Genomic DNA, 15,333 nt, shown 5'->3' with positions numbered 1-15,333 from the left:
GTGAAGTCAATCGTTCAACCAATTAGGCACGATTGGGATCAAGCCTGAAACAACCGTCCTAAAACCTTGAGCTGATCAACAAACCCACGCCAGCGCTCGGCATCCGCGCTGGAGAGCTCGCCAACCAAGTCCACCCGGCTCACCCGCTCGCATGGCAAGCCCTGGTCAAGGAATTCCTGCCAGCTCAGCAAGAATTTGAGATGGCAGATCGAGCGGTTGTACAAGAGCTGCTCGGGCTTGAAGTAGCCAACCACCATGCACTCCTTGATTGATGTCTCCAACAAACCGATGTCGTCTGCTTGCAGTGCTGGGCTGATGCCCACCACGCTCCCAGCAACCACCGGATCATTTCTGAGATGGGTAGCAGCAGCATTGGACGACAGGCAAACAATCACCTCGATTGGGATCCAGCCCGAGGTTGTTGCGGGGAAGTAAGTGTCCAGGTATTGCGCTGCTTGCGCCCGTTGGAGTCTTTGCATGAAGTTGACCTCAATCAGCTGCGTCTTGCCCTCATGCAAGGGAGCTGCGAGGTCCGTTGTAATCACATCAATACCTGCGTTTGGCAAGGCCATCGAATGGCTGATCGATTCAGCCATCCACTGAACGCTGGGATGCACAACATCCAGTAACTCGCTGTAGACCCAATCCATGCGGTTCTCCAGATCGCTGGATATGACAACGCGTTCGCCGTCCTCCGGCACCGATTTCAGGGTCAATCCGGCGTGCGCAAGATACTGCTCGATCGCTGGGCTGGCTTGAGGACGCTCGAGGAAGTATTCCCTGGTGATTGCATCAGGCTCCCGCCAGTTTTCAGCTCTGACTTCGATCAATCTGCCGATGGAGGCGGACCCATCCCCAATCACAAAAGGCGGCTCGCAGCAAAGTGCGCGCACCAAGGTGTGATTGATAACTGCCATACGCACATAAGCGCCCTTGCAGTGGGCCTGCACTTGCACCTCGCGGTGGGCAAAAGGAATCGCTTTAGCGACCGCAGCAACAAATGCCCGAGGGGTGTTGATATTCACAGTGATGCCGCAACCCAACTCAGCGGCATCGGGCTTGACGACACATGGCCACCCAACCTTTACCGCAGCGTTTAGCGCTTGAGACCTGCTGCATTGGCCGCTTTTAACCGGCAACACTATTGTTCTTGGGGTTGGAAACCCCAATTGCTGAAGCCATTGGAGCGTGATCGGCTTGCGCTGGGCAACCTGGGCACCTATTAGGGAATCGGCATCGTTGGCGGACGAACGAATCAGCCGCGATGCCTCACCAACGCCGAACTGCAATAGCGGGGGATTCGGGCCTGGCTCCAGCCACCTTGGGAAGCAGGGAATACCCCGTTGGGTTGCCGCCCGAATCAATGCATTCGAGAACCCATGCCCCCTCCTGATTGAGGCAAGTTCCCGGATTGCCTGCACGCGGGGCTGGAGGCGGGTGGCCACAGAGTTTGGTTCCTCGATGCAGGCCTCGAGTAGATCGGCCGCCAGATTGAGAGCCGTTGCCATGAGTTCGACATACACCGGTGATCCCACGAAGGCCTTGCAGAGCATGCGAATGCCTTGGTGATCAGGAGTGATGGCGGGGTAGCCAAGACCCAGCGCACTGGAGGCCCACACCCCACACCAAAGCGCGCAATACAGCCCCCGAGGCTCAGCGGCTTCAAAAATGGCGGCCTCTTTGCCCCCCAGCACACGCTGTGGCTCGAAAGCCAGCAGAAGTTCAAGAGCTTGGGCCTGTTGCAACCGTTGCTGCAGCTCCGCCAAGGCCATTGATGAGATCACCGCCGCGGGCTTTAACAGCAACTCCGGATGACGCACAGCATCTGGCTCATCAAGGCAAGGGCCTGAAACCATGCGCAAGGAGCGCTGTTGCCAGTGTTTGGAACCCATCAATCCCGCCAGCGCACAAGGTCAACCCCGATTCACGGGCAGCTTCCGCAGCGCTGCCGGCGGCATTGTCGAGTGAGACAGCGAGGACGGCAAGACCATCACCCTGCAAGGGAATTGTTGACCGGTCAAACACTGCTATTAATCTCACTTAAGCCCTATGCTTTTTGGCTAAGCACCAGCCATGGACATGGAAAACAAGACAGCTCTAGACACCTCGACCCAACTGCCCTTCGCGGTCGATGCTGCGGTACTCGAGCAGGTGGCTGAATTCCGCCGCCAACAGCAGGCATCGCTGGAGCTGGCTGGGCCCGGCACCGAACCCGACGGCGGCGGCAGCAAAGGCGGCGGCGGCGGGGAAACCAAGATCGATTTCTGAACACAAGCCCTCAGGCCTGTTCATTCCGTTAAGGCAGCTGAATCAAACAGTCCGCAGCTGATCAAGCATTTCCGGGCTGGTTCCTGCACATCGGCAGTACGGCGCCAGCCCTGAACAGAACGCCGGTTGATGGGGTTGCGGGCCTGTACGGCGCTGGCATTAAAAATCAAGCGTTCTTTGCTGTATTGGTAGGGCCCTCACCAAAGCTCCGCGTCCATCACCTGTGAAGGCGTTGAGCGGATGGAGCAGCACCGGCAACACCTTTCTGCATCAGGCATTCAGTTGCGGCATTTTGAACTGCAATCCGCTCTTGCTTGTTGGGGTCAATGACGGTTTGCACCGGCGGCATGAACAGGGCAATGCATGGGTGGAAAAGTACATCGCGTTCTGTGTAGGAACGATGGCACCGTCGGCTATGTGGCAGGCACTGCTGGAGGCGTTTCGTGGCTTCGGCGGCATCGCTGAGAACGTGATGCAACGCGAGGGTCCCTTCGGCATGGGGCTGTTTCCGATCGACCCTGGCAAAACGGTGAAGCTGCGGGTTCCCGATGCCCTGCTGGTGCCGATCGACGCCGTACAACTGCAGGAGGGGGCGGTGGTGATCAAGGATCCCAGCGCCTTTCCCCCCGGCTATGCCGATTGGTTCATGCAGTATCAGGCCAACCACTCCTGGGGCTTGGACGGCTGCCGTTCGATCGAAGCCTTTGAAGAAAGCTTGAAGGCGCTACCTGATGCCGTTCACCAGGACCTCAAGCGTCTGGGCCTCTACAACCTCGACAATCGCTTTCCCGGCGAGAACCGCGAACAGGAAATCTTCCAGCGCTTTCTGAAGACCCGCTTCATCAACCACAAAGGCAACAAAGTCTTGATGCCGGTCATCGAACTGGTGAACCATGCGCCGGCTGCCAAGGGCTTTAATCAAGGTGGCGATGGCATCGCCGTCGGCGGCGTCCATGCCGGCGAAATTCTGGTGAACTACTCCGTCAGCGATCCGTTGCACCGCCTGCTCGGCTACGGCTTCAACTGCCAGGAACCTTCGGGGTTCAGCCTCAACCTCTGGCTTCAGCACAACGGCCAGCAGGTGGTGGTGCAAGGGGGGGTGCGGCGCGACGGTCTGACCAAGTCCTGCACGATTGAACGCCAGGACGACAAGCTGGTGGTGGTCCAGCCGCTGCTGGGCCTGACGCGAGAGCCCGGACTGCCTCGCACCCTGTTCTCCAGGGCATGTGCAGCAATACCGGGGCTGCGGGCGAATGAGCTGTTCGATCAGATTCACCAGGGCAACACCATGGCCCTGATGGGGCTGCTGCTGCAACTGGAGGGCGTGGGAGGTGATGGGGCCGCCCAGCTACGCCAGGGCTGCCTGGATCATTGGATCGCAATCGGCAATGACCTGGGCACGCGCAGCGATCTGCTGCAGGCAACCTGATGCCCAGATTGAAGAGCTGAACACAGGTCCACGCCCCGTTTAAGCCGTTAGGTCAGCTGAATCAAACAGCCCGCTGCTGATCAAGCACTGCCGGGCTGGTTCCAGCAGATCGGCATAGCGGCGCCAGCCCTGAACAGAGCGACTGTTGATGGGGTTGCGGGCCTGTATGGCGCTGGCATTGAAAATCAAGCGATCTTTGCGGTGGTGGTTCAAGTAGCGCTCATCCCAGGGCCAGTCCAGCCACGAGAGCAGTGTGCGGATGTGGTGTTCAGGGATTTGGGTGAGTTGCTCGTAGTTGTTGGTGAAGATCCTTTCGCCGTAGCGTTCCTTGAAGCCAAGCATTGCCTGCTCCTGGGCAATGATTACTTCAGCAGCATCAACAACATCGGAGCAATAGTTTTGTGGTGCAACCATCCGCGCCCGCAACATCGAGAGAATGTTGTCGAGAGGATTGCGCCGGCTGTGGATCACTTTGGCGTTGGAGATCAGATCAAGGATCACATTGCAGTGAATGAAGTTGTAGACCGATTTATCGATCGTGATGGCGGCTTGGCTTGGCTGCTCCAGCAGCGGGAGTTCATCGAGGAGCGCGCGATATAGGCCATCCAATGTGCCGCTGGCTTGGTGGTTGAGCTGGGCAATGGCCTGGCCCATCGCGCCGTGTTCCCCCAAATCGACGCTGCCCTCCTTCATACTCAAGATTGAGGCCAACAGGGTGGAGCCACTGCGCGGCATGCCAACGATGAACACGTGCTGGCTGTGGGCGGAAGCCTGTGGCGCCACGCCGCTGGGGGTTGTTGCACCAGCGTGGATGCGCTCCAGCATGGCGATTTTGTTGGAGGGCAACCGCTGGAGCTTGGCCTGATTGGCCTGCTGCAGGGCGGTGGCTGCTTGATCAACATCACCCAGCCGATGCAGACACTCGAACCGGGCAAAATTCAACGTTTCATGCTGTCTGCGATCCGGTGATCGGCTGATCAGCCGCTCAATGGAATCAAGAATGTCGATCGCCTCTTGATCACTCTGAAGATCGGCAGCTTGGCCTAATACAGCGACGATCTTCTCATCATCAGCAGCCAAAGCCTGACCTAGAAGCTCTTTGCAGCGTTGCCGGTTGCCCTTGTTGCGCTCCAGTGACGCCAGCTCAATCAATGCTCCTGGCGAGCCGGGTTGAAGCGCAAGGCAGCGATGAATCGCCTCTTCAAACCGATCAAGTTCACGCAAGGCGCGATAGTTGGTCGCCAGCAGTAAGTGGGCGTCATGGCTGCTGGGGCAATGCTCAATGCAGCGCAGCAGAATCTCCTTGCTTCGTTGGGGTTGATTCCAATCGCGATACACCGCTGCAGCTTGCAAGTAAGGCTCGGGAACTTTGGGCTCCAGCGCAATGGCTTGCAGGGCCGCCGCCAGAGCAAGATCGGCCTGATGCTCCTTGGCATAGGCCGCGCTGAGTTGCTGGTAGGCCTTGTGATCACCAGGGTGCTGGCTCACCCGCTGCAGAGCTTCGGCTAAAGCTGGAGAGGTTGCCGGTGTTGGCGCATTTTTTTGCATTCTACCGGCGAGCAAAACCCAAATACTTTATCGAATAATTCCAGAAATCCCATAAAATATGTAGCAGCGTCTGAGAGGCTCAAAGTGGCATCAACGCAACTAGCCCAGGCGCTGGCAACCGCCCTCGAAGCCGTCAAAAGCAATCCCAAGAGCGCAGAAGCACACAAAAACTTTGCCAACAGCTGTAGAGATTGCGGCTACCTTAACCAGGCGCTGACGTCAATATCTCAAGCTATTTTGCTGGATCCAAATGACACCAATTCTTACTGGATCCAAGGATTGATTCACAGGGAGCTTGGCAACTTCCATGAGGCGCTTCAATCAAATCATCAAGCCCTAAAAATTGATCCTCACAATATCGATGCAACGATCGAGCTTGGCCACCTCCACCGCAAATTTGGCAATCTCGATCAAGCGCTGGCCTGTGCACTTGAATCAATTAAACCCAATGCTGCCGATACAACTAAAGCCTGTGATCTTTTAACACTCACACTTCAGCAACAAAGAAATACAATCAATTCAAAGGCAATCCACCCGATCGAGAGTGTCGACGCAGAACTCAGAAAGCTTCCATTGCCTGGAGCCAACAACAGCACAATCAGCGCAGCTGAGATTCAGCATTTCATCCAAAAAGCCTTCATCATTACAGCCTCACTTGATCAGCAGATCAACACAAGCCTCACCCAGATCTATCATATTCAACAATCCGAAGCTCCAAACTGCTCCGCCCTCAGCAAATTCTTTCTTGCTCAACAGGCGATCGCCAAGCGATGCCACAGCTGCTATAAAATTCAACTTAACGCCAAAAGTCTAGACGAGCTGCTGATGCTTCATTTTCTCATGAAAACATTGCATCTCAAAGATAGCAATATAAGCAAGTGCATGATTGAATTACGGCCAGGCCAAAACAATTTTTACAAGGGATTAATTTACTGCTCAGGCGTGAAGGAAGCCGCGCACGTTGCCAAAAATGTAATTTTAGAATGCCGGAAAAGGACAGCTCTTTCCCCCGAGGCTTCAATCAATCGAGGATGCACATCCTTCAGAAAAGAATACCCCGATTACGGAGCAATCAATACATCCACAAGTCTTCAGGAAGGGCCAAGGCAACGCGAGGAGTGGGCGAATAAGGAAGCCCAGTTTTTCAAACAAAGGAATTCCATGCCGATCAACAAATCCGCCTCTGCGTTTAATCTCGGTGAATGGCTTATTATCAAAAACTGGATCGCTTATGCCAACGCCATGGGTGACCCACTGACTGGGTATTCGCAGCCGAGCTTCAGCCACACCAACGCCAATTTTTTAGCGCAAGTTGAAATCATGAAAGACAAACAAGCCAGCCCATGTCCACCCGAGATACCTGGCATTGAATAAGGAAAAATTTCATGCCCCGCATTGACCCAGCCATGACAGATCAAGACCTTGGCATCAAAGCGGCAGACTCTTTATTACGTTCATGCACAAGTGGGCAGGTTCGCTACCAACAGCCGGCACCCCACGGAGTGATTGATGATTGCTTTGATCCTGCCTCTCTGGCAGCCATCCATGAATATTTCCCGGCCCCAGAGATGATGAAGCCTTATCCAGGCCAGAAGAAGGATTGCATTGATCGATTATGCGCCCCACTGAGTGACAATGCATTGGGGAAAAGTCACATAGCATCATTCCAGCAACCTGCAGCTGAATTCTGGGACACATTTCAGCACCATCTCAATAATCCTGCTTTTAGCAGCCAACTACTCAATGCCATCATTCCAGCAAATTTAGCCAAAGAAAAGGATCGGCACCCATCAGTGCATCTCACAACGGTATTGATTCGTGATAGCGATGGTTACAGTCTTGGCCCTCATATCGACCCACCAAGCAGAGTTTTTACAATCTTGGCCTATCTGCCAGAGCATCAAGGGCTTAATGCATGCGGAACTCGACTCTACGTCCCAAAGAATCCCCAAGACCAAGATCGATTCCCAAAAAACGGAAAAACACAAGATTGGGCTAATTTTTTTGAAGTCAAAACGATTGATTTTGTTTCCAATCGCGCTTTTGTTTTGCCCCGAACGGCTGAGGCCTGGCATGGCGTTCCAACCGTGAAAGGTTCACAAGGTCAGCGCAAGATGATTCTCATTGCTGGCATGAAGAACAACTTGATGGATGAAAACCAATGAAGCTGATCCTTTGCGGGCCTCAGAAACGGCGCGGAATCGCCCCCCGTTCGCGGATTAAGGCCTGGCGCCATTGCTGTTGAGCCAGATCCATGGGTTCATGAATTGGCAAAAGGATGCGATGGATTCCAGGGCAAAGCAAACCCTGATCCACAAATTGAGGCCTTGCATTAGACCGATTTTCGCAGATTGGGATGATCGGCAAAGCGTGGGAGCGATCAGCCCAGGAGCTCCCCGCAACAAGCTGCAAACGCCGCGCTGGGATCTTCGGCCTTGGTGATCGGCCGGCCGATCACCAGCTGACTGGCTCCTGCTGCAATCGCCTCAGCCGGCCCCATCACCCGGGCCTGATCCCCAACAGCAGCGCCTTTGGGGCGAATGCCTGGGGTGACCAACGCGAACGGTTCAGGGTGCTGCGCCCGCAACGCCGCGGCCTCCAGAGGTGAGCACACACACCCACCGATTCCAGCGGTCGCCGAGAGCTGCGCCAACGCCGGCACCCGTTCGGCGATGCCCTGGGTGATGGCGAGTTCCCGTTGCAATCGCTGCTCCTCCCAACTGGTGAGCACCGTCACCGCCAACAGCGTGGGGGCGGGTTGGCCTGCGCCTTGAGCTCCTTCCACCGCTGCGGCCTGGGCTGCCTTGAGCGCTTCGCTGCCGGCGCAGGCATGCACCGTGATCAGCTCGGCCCCCAGGGCCGCCGCCCGCCGGCAGGCCCCGGCCATCGTGGCGGGGATGTCGTGAAATTTGAGATCGAGAAACACCCGCAACCCCTGCTCGCGCAGTTGGGCCACCACCTCAGGACCAGCCTGCACAAACAGCTCCAGGCCCACCTTCACCCAACGCAGCCCCTCCACCTGGGCGGCAAAGGCCAAAGCCTGCTCGGGCGCCATGCCATCGAGGGCCACGATGATCCGATCAGCCGGATGAGCGGAACGCAACGATGCCAAGACAGCCGCAGCAGCAGCCTCCATCCTGAGGCCACAGCCACCCGACCCATGCTTCCGCGGATCATTCACCCCGACCAGCTCCAGGGCTACCGCTTCAGCGATCAGGACCACTGCCGACTGGCCCTGCTCAGCTCACCCGCCGATGGTGATGACGACCGCGGGTCCCAGGAAGGGATCAGCCTGTTTCTGGAAATCCACGATCCCTGCGACCGGGTGCCGTTGCACACCCACCATCACTCCGCGGAGTTTTATTTCGTGCTGCGGGGCACGGTGATCTTCCACATCGAGGAGCGGTCGATCACAGCCAGCACCGGCGACTTTGTGGTGGTTCCTGCCGAGGCCATTCACGATTTCGAAAATCCCGGCCCCGATCGCCTCTACCTGCTCACCGTGCTCAACCGCGATGAGGGTTTCTCGGAGATCCTGCGCCAGGGCGTTCCCACCGATCTCGAACCCGAAGATCTGGAGGTGCTGCGCAACCTCTGATCCCCATCAAGGCAGCTTGAGGGACAGGCCCCTGCTCAAGCGGTAAGCCGCCGGAAGGCCCTCCTGCCCAGCCGCAGCACATACCCCTCTAGCTTAGCCGCCCTGCCGGCTAAGCTGATGCCATGCAAGTGAATCTCCACGCCGCCAAGACCCACCTCTCCCGTTATGTGGAGCAGGCCCTGGATGGGGATGAGGTGGTGATCGCTCGGGCCGGCAAACCCCTGGTGAAGCTCGTCCCCGTCGACACCTCACCGCGCAGGCGGACGCTGGGGTTCATGAGCAACCAGGGCATCGCCACTGCTGATGTGAAAGCCGACTTCGTTGATGACATCAACGCCATGTTCGGCTGATGACCAGCGGAACAACACCGCCACGCCTGCTCGACACGCAGCTGCTGATCTGGATGGCCTTTGCACCGGAAGAGCTCCCAGCCACGCTGATCCCAGATCTGAAAGACCGACAACAACGCTTTTTTGTGAGTGTCGTCAGCCTGTGGGAAGTGGCGATCAAACGCTCGCTCAACCGCCCCGACTTTCAGTTCGACACTGCTGCGTTACGCCAGCATCTCCAGCGTGAAGGGTTTGAAGAATTGCCCATCCAGGCCGAGCACTGCTTAGCCGTCCAGAATTTGCCCTGGCACCACAGGGATCCTTTTGATCGGTTGCTGATCGCTCAGGCGCAGCAGGAGCGGAACCAGCTACTGAGCTGCGATCAGACCCTGAGCGAGTACGGGGCCTGCGTCACCCTGCTCAAGCGGTAAGCCGCCGGAAGGTCTTCTTGCCCAACTGCAGCACCTTGCCCTCCAGCTCCGCGGCTGTGGCGAACTCCTGGTTGGGGTCGGTGATTTTCTCCCCCTCCAAGCGCACGGCGCCACCCTTGATCTGACGGCGCGCATCGCTGCTGCTGGCGCAGATGCCCACCGCGCTGAGCAAATAGAAGGCCTTGGCCGGAAAGTTCACCTGCGCCAGCGACGCCTCCGGCACCTCCGCCGCCGCATCACCCGCTCCGCCCACCAGGCTGGCGGCATCGGCCTGAGCCTTGGCGGCGGCCTCCAATCCATGGCGGCTGGCGGTCACAGCGAGAGCCATCGCCTTCTGCTTCTCGCGTGGGTTCTCCGGCAACGCCGCCAGATCCAGGTTGGTGAGCAAGGTCACGTAATCGTTGATCGCCCCATCGCCCACCTTTTCGAGCTTGGAGTACATCGAGAGGGGATCCTCCTCCAAACCCACGGTGTTACCGAGGCTTTTGCTCATCTTCTGCACCCCATCGAGACCCACCAGGATTGGCAAGAGCAACCCGAACTGCGTCCCCTTGCCGAAATGGCGTTGCAGATCGCGGCCCATGGCCACATTGAACTTCTGGTCGGTGCCGCCCAGCTCCACATCGGCGTTCACCGCCACCGAGTCGTAGCCCTGCAGCAGCGGATAGAGAAACTCATGCAGGGCAATGGGCGTGCCGCTGCCATAGCGCTTGGAGAAGTCGTCCTTGGCCAGCATCTGGCCCACGGTGGCCGTCCCCAGCAGGCCGATCACGGCCGGCAGGTCCAACCCCTCCAGCCATTCGCTGTTGCGGCGCACCTCCAAACGGCCGGGGGTCTCGAAATCCAGCAGGGCCGTGTCCTTCGGCTGCCCCTGGCCCAGCTGGGCGAGATAGGTGGCGGCATTGGCGTCCACCTGCTCAGCTGTGAGCTGCACCCGGGTGTCGCTTTTGCCGGTGGGATCACCGATCCGCGCCGTGAAATCCCCGATGATCAGCACCGCCGTATGGCCCGCATCCTGGAAGGCCCGCAGCTTGCGGAACAGGATGCTGTGGCCCAGATGAATGCTGCTGCCGGTGGGATCGATGCCCAATTTCACGCGCAGCGGTCGGCCCTGCGACTCCGCTTGCGCCAGGCGCGCCGCCAGAGCCTGATCCGCATCGGCGGGGTCTCCTGCAGGAAAGAGATCGGCCATGCCGCGCGACAGCCAGGCCGGCAAGGACGGGGTCGGGGCCATGGACAGGCGGAGCGGTTGCGGGCTGAATCGTACGGGTCGCCTCAGCTGGGGGGCTGCTCCAGCTGACTCTTCATCCGCTCCAGCGTGCCGTGCATCTGCTCGAACATCTGTTCGGGCGTGATGCCGAATTGCCCCAACTGGGTGCGCAGCTGCTCCACCGTGAGCTTGGCCTGGAAGTCTTCCGAGAGCTCGAAACGCTTCATGAACACGCGGTAGCGCTCCATCAGCTCCTCCATCGTGTCGATGAATTTCTTCTTGCCCTCCCGGTCGAACTTGCCGTAATCCGAGCCCAGCTGCATCAGTTGCTGGTAGTCGCCGAACAGCCGCTTGGCCTCCTCCTGCACGATTTCGGAGTCGAAGAACGCCATGGCTCCATCCGTTTACTTGCGAAAGTCTGAACAATGAGCGCCCGCACTGACAGTGCGGATCCACGCCCCTGGATTCGCGCCACCATGAAAGAGCCAACGGCCTCGGTTCCCGCCCGTTTCTCCCGATGGATCTCAGCGCCCAGATCCCCTTACTGCAAGAGCAATCCCGCCAGGGCCACGGCCTGCTGCGCCGCAGCCGCACCGCCATCGCCACCGCCGACCCGGTGCTGCTCGCCAGCTGGACGATCTGGTTCGAAGGTCAGGGGCCTCTGGTGGCCGCCTGCACCAGCGAAGACGACTGCCTCGGCAACATTCAGAGCCAAGCAGCCACCCTGCTGCTCTGCACCGATCTGCTGGAGAGCGGCAGCGGCATCAGCCTGGTGGAGCGCGCCCTTGCGGTTCAGCCCGAGCTCAAGGTGCTGATCCTGCTGCACAGGCCGATCGCCCGCACGATCCTGAACGCGATCGAGGCCGGATGCCATGGCATCTGCGCTGTTCAAAGCGCCGGCACCGGCGCGGTGGCCACCGCCTTCACCGCGATCGACAGCGATGGGCAATATCTCGATCCGCTGATCAGCGGTGTGCTCCACCACAGCCGGCTTCCCAGCAGCGGCCAGTCCCTGCCCCTGCAGGAACTCACGATGCGCGAGGAAGACGTGCTGCGCGGGCTCTGCCGCGGCATGAGCAATGAGGCGATCGCCAACGACCTGGTGGTATCGATCGAGACCGTGAAAAGCCACGTGAGCAGCCTGCTGCGCAAGCTGGCAGCCAAAGACCGCACCGCAGCGGTGGTGACCGCCTTTCGTGAGGGGCTCGTGCAGGTCCCCGCCAGACCGCCCCGCTGGACCTAGGGTCCTGGCCAGGCTGCTTAGGAGACACGCGGCAATGGCCCGCCGGCACTGGCTCGATCCCCTGGCACGCAAGGTGCTGCAGGCCATCGGCGACCTGCCGGCCGATCCGGTGCGCCCAGCCGCTGCCCCCACTCCAAGGAACGAAGAAGCCAGCTGGTGCATCGATGTGAACCGGGCCACGGCCGACGACTGGCGCCGACTACCCGGCTGCAGTGAGGCCATGGTGGATCTGCTCCTGCGCCTGCAGCAGGGCGGGGTGCAGTTCAGCCAGCTGGAGGATCTGGCCCGTCTGCTCGAGTTGCCATCTGCGCTCTGCGCGCAGTGGCGGCCCCATCTGGTGTTTCGCTGGCATGGCGACGCTCCCCCGCTGCCGGATCAACCGCCCCTCGATCTCAACGCTGGCAGTCCCACCCTGCTGGCCGCCAGCCTGGGATGGCCGCAGGAGCGCCTGCAGCGCCTGATCAGCGAACGGCGCCGCCAACCCTTTCAGCACCTGGCAGACCTGCAGGAGCGACTCTGTCTTCCGCCTGATGCCGTGGAGGCTCTGATCGGTCGGGTGACGTTCGGTGCTAAACCCTCCGGCCCCAGCCTGCCGCCGCGGCGTTGAGTGCATGGCTGACGCACCCCGCCAGGGCGATCTCTTTGCTGATGCCTCCCAGACCGGCGCAGCGGGTGGCGGCGCAGAGCTGGCGATCACAGCCCCCCAGCTACGCCGCTGGCAGCAGCGGGTGCATGCCTTCCAGGCGCCGCTGTTTGCGCCCACACCGCCAGACGCTCTGCAGGGCGCCTTCTTCGAGGCGGCCCAGGATCCCCTCGCCAGCTTTGACCCCCTGCAGCTCAAACCGCTGCCGCTCAGTTTCTGGCGCTGGCCGGAAGGCCCCCATCAAGGCGCAGCGCTCTATTTCGTGATGGACCGCCCTGCTGATCTCGCGCAGCCCCTGCTGCTCTACATCGGAGAAACGATCGCCGCCGATCGTCGCTGGAAGGGAGAGCACGACTGCAAGGCCTACCTGGCCGCCTACCAGGAAGCCTGCATGGCCTGTGGTCTGCGCTGCAGCACCAGCATTCGCTTCTGGGGCGATGTGCCCAGGGCCACCCGGGCCCGCCGGCAGCTGGAACAGACCCTGATCCGACGCTGGCAACCGCCCTTCAACAAGGAAACGCGCGAACGCTGGGCCACACCGTTCCATGCGGCTTGAGGGAGGCTTCTAGCATCGCTGCAGGCATCGGCTCCCCATGAAGATCTCCCTCTCTCCGGCCACCCCTGAGGCCTGGAGCGGTTCCGTTCTGGCCCTCGGCATCCCTGAGAACGACCCCCAGGGCCTGGTGGCGGCCATGGAGCAGCGCTTCAGCCTGCAGCTCAGCGACTGGCTGAAGCAGAAACCCTTCAGCGGCAAACCCGGCGACTGCGTCAGCCTGCCCCTGTTGCGCAGCGACTGCACGGCCCTTGTGCTGGTGGGACTGGGAGAGGCCTCCAGCGTGGATCGCGACCGCCTGCGCTTGGCTGCCGCCGCCGCCGCCAGGGCTGCGCAGGGCCAAGGGGGCACCCTGGGCCTGCTGCTTCCCTGGAGCAGCGACACCCCCGAGGAGGATGCCGCCGCCGCCGCTGAAGCGGTGCGTCTGGCGCTCTACAGCGACGAGCGCTTCCGCAGCAAGCCCGAACCCAGCCCCAAACCCGACCAGCTTGAGCTGCTGGGATCTCTGCCCGGAGGCTTGTCCCACGGCCTGGAAGCGGTGCATCCGGTGTGCGCCGGCGTGGAACTGGCCCGCGAGCTGGTTGCCGCCCCGCCCAACAGCGTCACCCCGGCAGAACTGGCACGCACCGCCAGCCACCTGGCCCATGAACATGGCCTGGAGCTCACCATCCTCGAGCGCTCCGACTGCGAAGAGCGCGGCATGGGCTCCTTCCTCTCGGTGTGCCAGGGGTCGGACATGGACCCCAAATTCATCCACCTCACCTACCGCCCCAACGACGCAGCAAGCAAGCGGCTGGTGCTGGTGGGCAAAGGGCTCACCTTCGATTCAGGCGGGTACAACCTCAAGGTGGGCGCCGCCCAGATCGACATGATGAAGTTCGACATGGGCGGAAGCGCGGCCGTGTTCGGCGCCATGCGCGCGATCGCAGAACTGCGTCCGGCCGGTGTGGAGGTGCACATGCTGGTGGCCTCCTGCGAAAACATGATCAACGGCTCCGCCGTGCACCCCGGCGACATCGTCACCGCCTCGAACGGCACCACGATTGAGATCAACAACACCGATGCCGAAGGGCGGCTGACCCTCGCCGACGCCCTCGTGTATGCCTGCAAGCTCAAACCCGACGCCATCGTTGATCTGGCCACCCTCACGGGTGCCTGTGTGATCGCGCTCGGTGATGAAATCGCTGGCCTCTGGAGCGGCGATGACAGCCTCTCCTCCCAGTTGGAGATGGCCGCCCAGGCCGCCGGCGAGGGACTGTGGCGCATGCCCCTGCACAGCCCTTACCGCAAAGGGCTCAAATCCCTGCTGGCGGACATGAAAAACACCGGCCCCCGGCCGGGTGGTTCGATCACAGCCGCCCTGTTCCTCAAAGAGTTTGTCGATGCCGGCATTCCCTGGGCCCACATCGACATCGCCGGTACGGTCTGGAGCGACAAGGGCCGGGGGCTGGATCCATCGGGAGCCACCGGCTACGGGGTTCGCACCCTGGTGAACTGGATCACCAACCAGGCCAACACCTAAGTTCGGGGGCCGTCACCGCACGTCATGGCTTCCAAACCCCTGCGTTGGTACATCCGAGCCCAGCTGGGGGTGCTGCTGCTTCCCGCCGGGCTCTGCCTGTTCGGGGAAGCGGTGAGTCGGCGCATCGTGCAGATGCTTGGTCAGGATCGAGGCCCCTGGTTCTGGTACGGCACCCTCAGCCTGATCGCCATCAATGCTGGCGTGGGGCTGATGATCGAATCCGGCCTGCTGCGCGGCTACCCGGGCCGGCGGTCTGATCATGCGTCTCCCTAAGAGGCCACCGCAGCGGTCTCAATCACCGACAGGGGATGCTCGAGAGCATGAATCTGCCAACGGGCCCGCTCTGAGCAGCTGGCCATCACCCGATCAAGATCATCGGACGCCTGCTTCGGCGATGGGTACGGGCCCACGTGACGGGTCACAAGACCGTCCTTGATGGTCAGCAGATACATACAGACCTCCTACGCGTCCCGAGGCCATGGTACGCAGATCGATCGAGGAAGAGGAGGGGGTAAAACCCGCACCTTCACTGAGAAGTCGCTGAATCAGAACGGATCAA

Annotated in this window: 18 protein-coding genes; 12 read left to right on the top strand and 6 right to left on the bottom strand. The window is 60.2% G+C overall.

The window, feature by feature from the left end:
* Positions 1 to 38: 38 nt before the first annotated feature.
* The gene (locus KQ296_RS07700; RefSeq protein ID WP_259726426.1) at positions 39 to 1,892 is read right to left on the bottom strand and encodes a cyanophycin synthetase; all 1,854 of its coding nucleotides are present in this window, start codon (positions 1,890 to 1,892) and stop codon (positions 39 to 41) included.
* 181 nt (positions 1,893 to 2,073) lie between these two features.
* On the opposite strand from KQ296_RS07700, the gene KQ296_RS07695 reads away from it, so the two are divergent.
* Both KQ296_RS07695 and KQ296_RS07690 read left to right on the top strand, forming a co-directional pair.
* Entirely contained in the window at positions 2,074 to 2,268 is a 195-nt protein-coding gene (locus KQ296_RS07695; RefSeq protein ID WP_050815892.1) for a hypothetical protein, read from the top strand.
* A 400-nt stretch (positions 2,269 to 2,668) separates the two neighbouring features.
* The gene (locus tag KQ296_RS07690; RefSeq protein WP_259726425.1) at positions 2,669 to 3,697 is read left to right on the top strand and encodes a hypothetical protein; all 1,029 of its coding nucleotides are present in this window, start codon (positions 2,669 to 2,671) and stop codon (positions 3,695 to 3,697) included.
* A 39-nt stretch (positions 3,698 to 3,736) separates the two neighbouring features.
* On the opposite strand, the gene KQ296_RS07685 is transcribed toward KQ296_RS07690, so the two are convergent.
* Complete coding sequence (locus KQ296_RS07685) at positions 3,737 to 5,185, bottom strand: tetratricopeptide repeat-containing sulfotransferase family protein (RefSeq protein ID WP_011933835.1); 1,449 nt, start codon at positions 5,183 to 5,185, stop codon at positions 3,737 to 3,739.
* Between the two features lie 144 nt (positions 5,186 to 5,329).
* Between KQ296_RS07685 and KQ296_RS07680 the strand changes: the two genes are divergently transcribed.
* Positions 5,330 to 6,619 (top strand): tetratricopeptide repeat protein, encoded by a 1,290-nt coding sequence (locus KQ296_RS07680; protein WP_011933836.1) that lies wholly within the window; start codon positions 5,330 to 5,332, stop codon positions 6,617 to 6,619.
* A 32-nt stretch (positions 6,620 to 6,651) separates the two neighbouring features.
* Positions 6,652 to 7,410, top strand: a complete 759-nt coding sequence (locus KQ296_RS07675; protein WP_259726424.1) for a 2OG-Fe(II) oxygenase — start codon at positions 6,652 to 6,654, stop codon at positions 7,408 to 7,410.
* Between the two features lie 215 nt (positions 7,411 to 7,625).
* Here the strand turns inward: KQ296_RS07675 and pyrF are convergent, their stop codons facing one another.
* On the bottom strand, positions 7,626 to 8,357 hold the full coding sequence (gene pyrF, locus KQ296_RS07670; RefSeq protein WP_011933838.1) for an orotidine-5'-phosphate decarboxylase: 732 nt from the start codon (positions 8,355 to 8,357) through the stop codon (positions 7,626 to 7,628).
* On the opposite strand from pyrF, the gene KQ296_RS07665 reads away from it, so the two are divergent.
* The 3 genes from KQ296_RS07665 (at position 8,334) to KQ296_RS07655 (ending at position 9,603) form a co-directional block, all read left to right on the top strand.
* The gene (locus tag KQ296_RS07665; RefSeq protein WP_011933839.1) at positions 8,334 to 8,843 is read left to right on the top strand and encodes a cupin domain-containing protein; all 510 of its coding nucleotides are present in this window, start codon (positions 8,334 to 8,336) and stop codon (positions 8,841 to 8,843) included. The genes pyrF and KQ296_RS07665 overlap by 24 nt on opposite strands.
* A gap of 122 nt (positions 8,844 to 8,965) precedes the next feature.
* Positions 8,966 to 9,193, top strand: coding sequence for a type II toxin-antitoxin system Phd/YefM family antitoxin (locus KQ296_RS07660; protein ID WP_011933840.1), 228 nt, complete (start codon positions 8,966 to 8,968; stop codon positions 9,191 to 9,193).
* Positions 9,193 to 9,603 (top strand): type II toxin-antitoxin system VapC family toxin, encoded by a 411-nt coding sequence (locus KQ296_RS07655; protein ID WP_011933841.1) that lies wholly within the window; start codon positions 9,193 to 9,195, stop codon positions 9,601 to 9,603. The genes KQ296_RS07660 and KQ296_RS07655 overlap by 1 nt, the downstream gene beginning before the upstream one ends.
* Here the strand turns inward: KQ296_RS07655 and tyrS are convergent.
* Together tyrS and KQ296_RS07645 are read right to left on the bottom strand one after the other, a co-directional pair.
* Positions 9,593 to 10,837, bottom strand: coding sequence for a tyrosine--tRNA ligase (tyrS, locus tag KQ296_RS07650; protein WP_011933842.1), 1,245 nt, complete (start codon positions 10,835 to 10,837; stop codon positions 9,593 to 9,595). The two genes, KQ296_RS07655 and tyrS, sit on opposite strands and share 11 nt — an antisense overlap.
* Before the next feature lie 41 nt (positions 10,838 to 10,878).
* Entirely contained in the window at positions 10,879 to 11,205 is a 327-nt protein-coding gene (locus tag KQ296_RS07645) for a DUF1825 family protein (protein WP_011933843.1), read from the bottom strand.
* A gap of 125 nt (positions 11,206 to 11,330) precedes the next feature.
* Here KQ296_RS07645 and KQ296_RS07640 point away from each other — a divergent pair, with 125 nt between their 5' ends.
* The 5 genes from KQ296_RS07640 to KQ296_RS07620 are packed head-to-tail and all read left to right on the top strand — an operon-like array spanning position 11,331 to position 15,047.
* Complete coding sequence (locus KQ296_RS07640) at positions 11,331 to 12,056, top strand: response regulator transcription factor (RefSeq protein ID WP_011933844.1); 726 nt, start codon at positions 11,331 to 11,333, stop codon at positions 12,054 to 12,056.
* Positions 12,057 to 12,090: 34 nt separating this feature from the next.
* Positions 12,091 to 12,663: a type II secretion system protein GspK gene (locus KQ296_RS07635; protein WP_011933845.1), complete on the top strand. Its 573-nt coding sequence runs from the start codon at positions 12,091 to 12,093 to the stop codon at positions 12,661 to 12,663.
* A gap of 4 nt (positions 12,664 to 12,667) precedes the next feature.
* Positions 12,668 to 13,255, top strand: a complete 588-nt coding sequence (locus tag KQ296_RS07630) for a hypothetical protein (RefSeq protein ID WP_011933846.1) — start codon at positions 12,668 to 12,670, stop codon at positions 13,253 to 13,255.
* 37 nt (positions 13,256 to 13,292) lie between these two features.
* Positions 13,293 to 14,774 (top strand): leucyl aminopeptidase, encoded by a 1,482-nt coding sequence (locus KQ296_RS07625; protein ID WP_011933847.1) that lies wholly within the window; start codon positions 13,293 to 13,295, stop codon positions 14,772 to 14,774.
* Between the two features lie 24 nt (positions 14,775 to 14,798).
* On the top strand, positions 14,799 to 15,047 hold the full coding sequence (locus KQ296_RS07620; protein ID WP_011933848.1) for a hypothetical protein: 249 nt from the start codon (positions 14,799 to 14,801) through the stop codon (positions 15,045 to 15,047).
* Here KQ296_RS07620 and KQ296_RS07615 read toward each other — a convergent pair.
* Positions 15,044 to 15,226 carry a hypothetical protein gene (locus KQ296_RS07615; protein WP_011933849.1) on the bottom strand — a complete coding sequence of 61 codons (183 nt, stop codon included), beginning with the start codon at positions 15,224 to 15,226 and terminating at the stop codon, positions 15,044 to 15,046. The two genes, KQ296_RS07620 and KQ296_RS07615, sit on opposite strands and share 4 nt — an antisense overlap.
* Positions 15,227 to 15,333 lie beyond the last annotated feature (107 nt).

It is taken from the genome of Synechococcus sp. CS-197, assembly GCF_025128215.1.
In the GTDB taxonomy this organism is placed as follows: Bacteria; Cyanobacteriota; Cyanobacteriia; order PCC-6307; family Cyanobiaceae; genus Synechococcus_C.
This window is presented reverse-complemented; position numbering and strand designations above follow the sequence as displayed.

Bases quoted from the DNA above. Each gene is read 5' to 3' on its own strand.
- KQ296_RS07660 (WP_011933840.1), top strand. From the start codon at position 8,966: ATGCAAGTGAATCTCCACGCCGCCAAGACCCACCTCTCCCGTTATGTG.
- KQ296_RS07640 (WP_011933844.1), top strand. From the start codon at position 11,331: ATGGATCTCAGCGCCCAGATCCCCTTACTGCAAGAGCAATCCCGCCAG.
- KQ296_RS07645 (WP_011933843.1), bottom strand. From the start codon at position 11,205: ATGGCGTTCTTCGACTCCGAAATCGTGCAGGAGGAGGCCAAGCGGCTG.
- KQ296_RS07695 (WP_050815892.1), top strand. From the start codon at position 2,074: ATGGACATGGAAAACAAGACAGCTCTAGACACCTCGACCCAACTGCCC.
- KQ296_RS07655 (WP_011933841.1), top strand. From the start codon at position 9,193: ATGACCAGCGGAACAACACCGCCACGCCTGCTCGACACGCAGCTGCTG.
- KQ296_RS07615 (WP_011933849.1), bottom strand. From the start codon at position 15,226: ATGTATCTGCTGACCATCAAGGACGGTCTTGTGACCCGTCACGTGGGC.
- tyrS (WP_011933842.1), bottom strand. From the start codon at position 10,837: ATGGCCCCGACCCCGTCCTTGCCGGCCTGGCTGTCGCGCGGCATGGCC.
- KQ296_RS07630 (WP_011933846.1), top strand. From the start codon at position 12,668: ATGGCTGACGCACCCCGCCAGGGCGATCTCTTTGCTGATGCCTCCCAG.
- KQ296_RS07635 (WP_011933845.1), top strand. From the start codon at position 12,091: ATGGCCCGCCGGCACTGGCTCGATCCCCTGGCACGCAAGGTGCTGCAG.
- KQ296_RS07675 (WP_259726424.1), top strand. From the start codon at position 6,652: ATGACAGATCAAGACCTTGGCATCAAAGCGGCAGACTCTTTATTACGT.
- KQ296_RS07700 (WP_259726426.1), bottom strand. From the start codon at position 1,892: ATGGGTTCCAAACACTGGCAACAGCGCTCCTTGCGCATGGTTTCAGGC.
- KQ296_RS07690 (WP_259726425.1), top strand. From the start codon at position 2,669: ATGGCACCGTCGGCTATGTGGCAGGCACTGCTGGAGGCGTTTCGTGGC.
- KQ296_RS07620 (WP_011933848.1), top strand. From the start codon at position 14,799: ATGGCTTCCAAACCCCTGCGTTGGTACATCCGAGCCCAGCTGGGGGTG.
- KQ296_RS07625 (WP_011933847.1), top strand. From the start codon at position 13,293: ATGAAGATCTCCCTCTCTCCGGCCACCCCTGAGGCCTGGAGCGGTTCC.
- KQ296_RS07665 (WP_011933839.1), top strand. From the start codon at position 8,334: ATGAGCGGAACGCAACGATGCCAAGACAGCCGCAGCAGCAGCCTCCAT.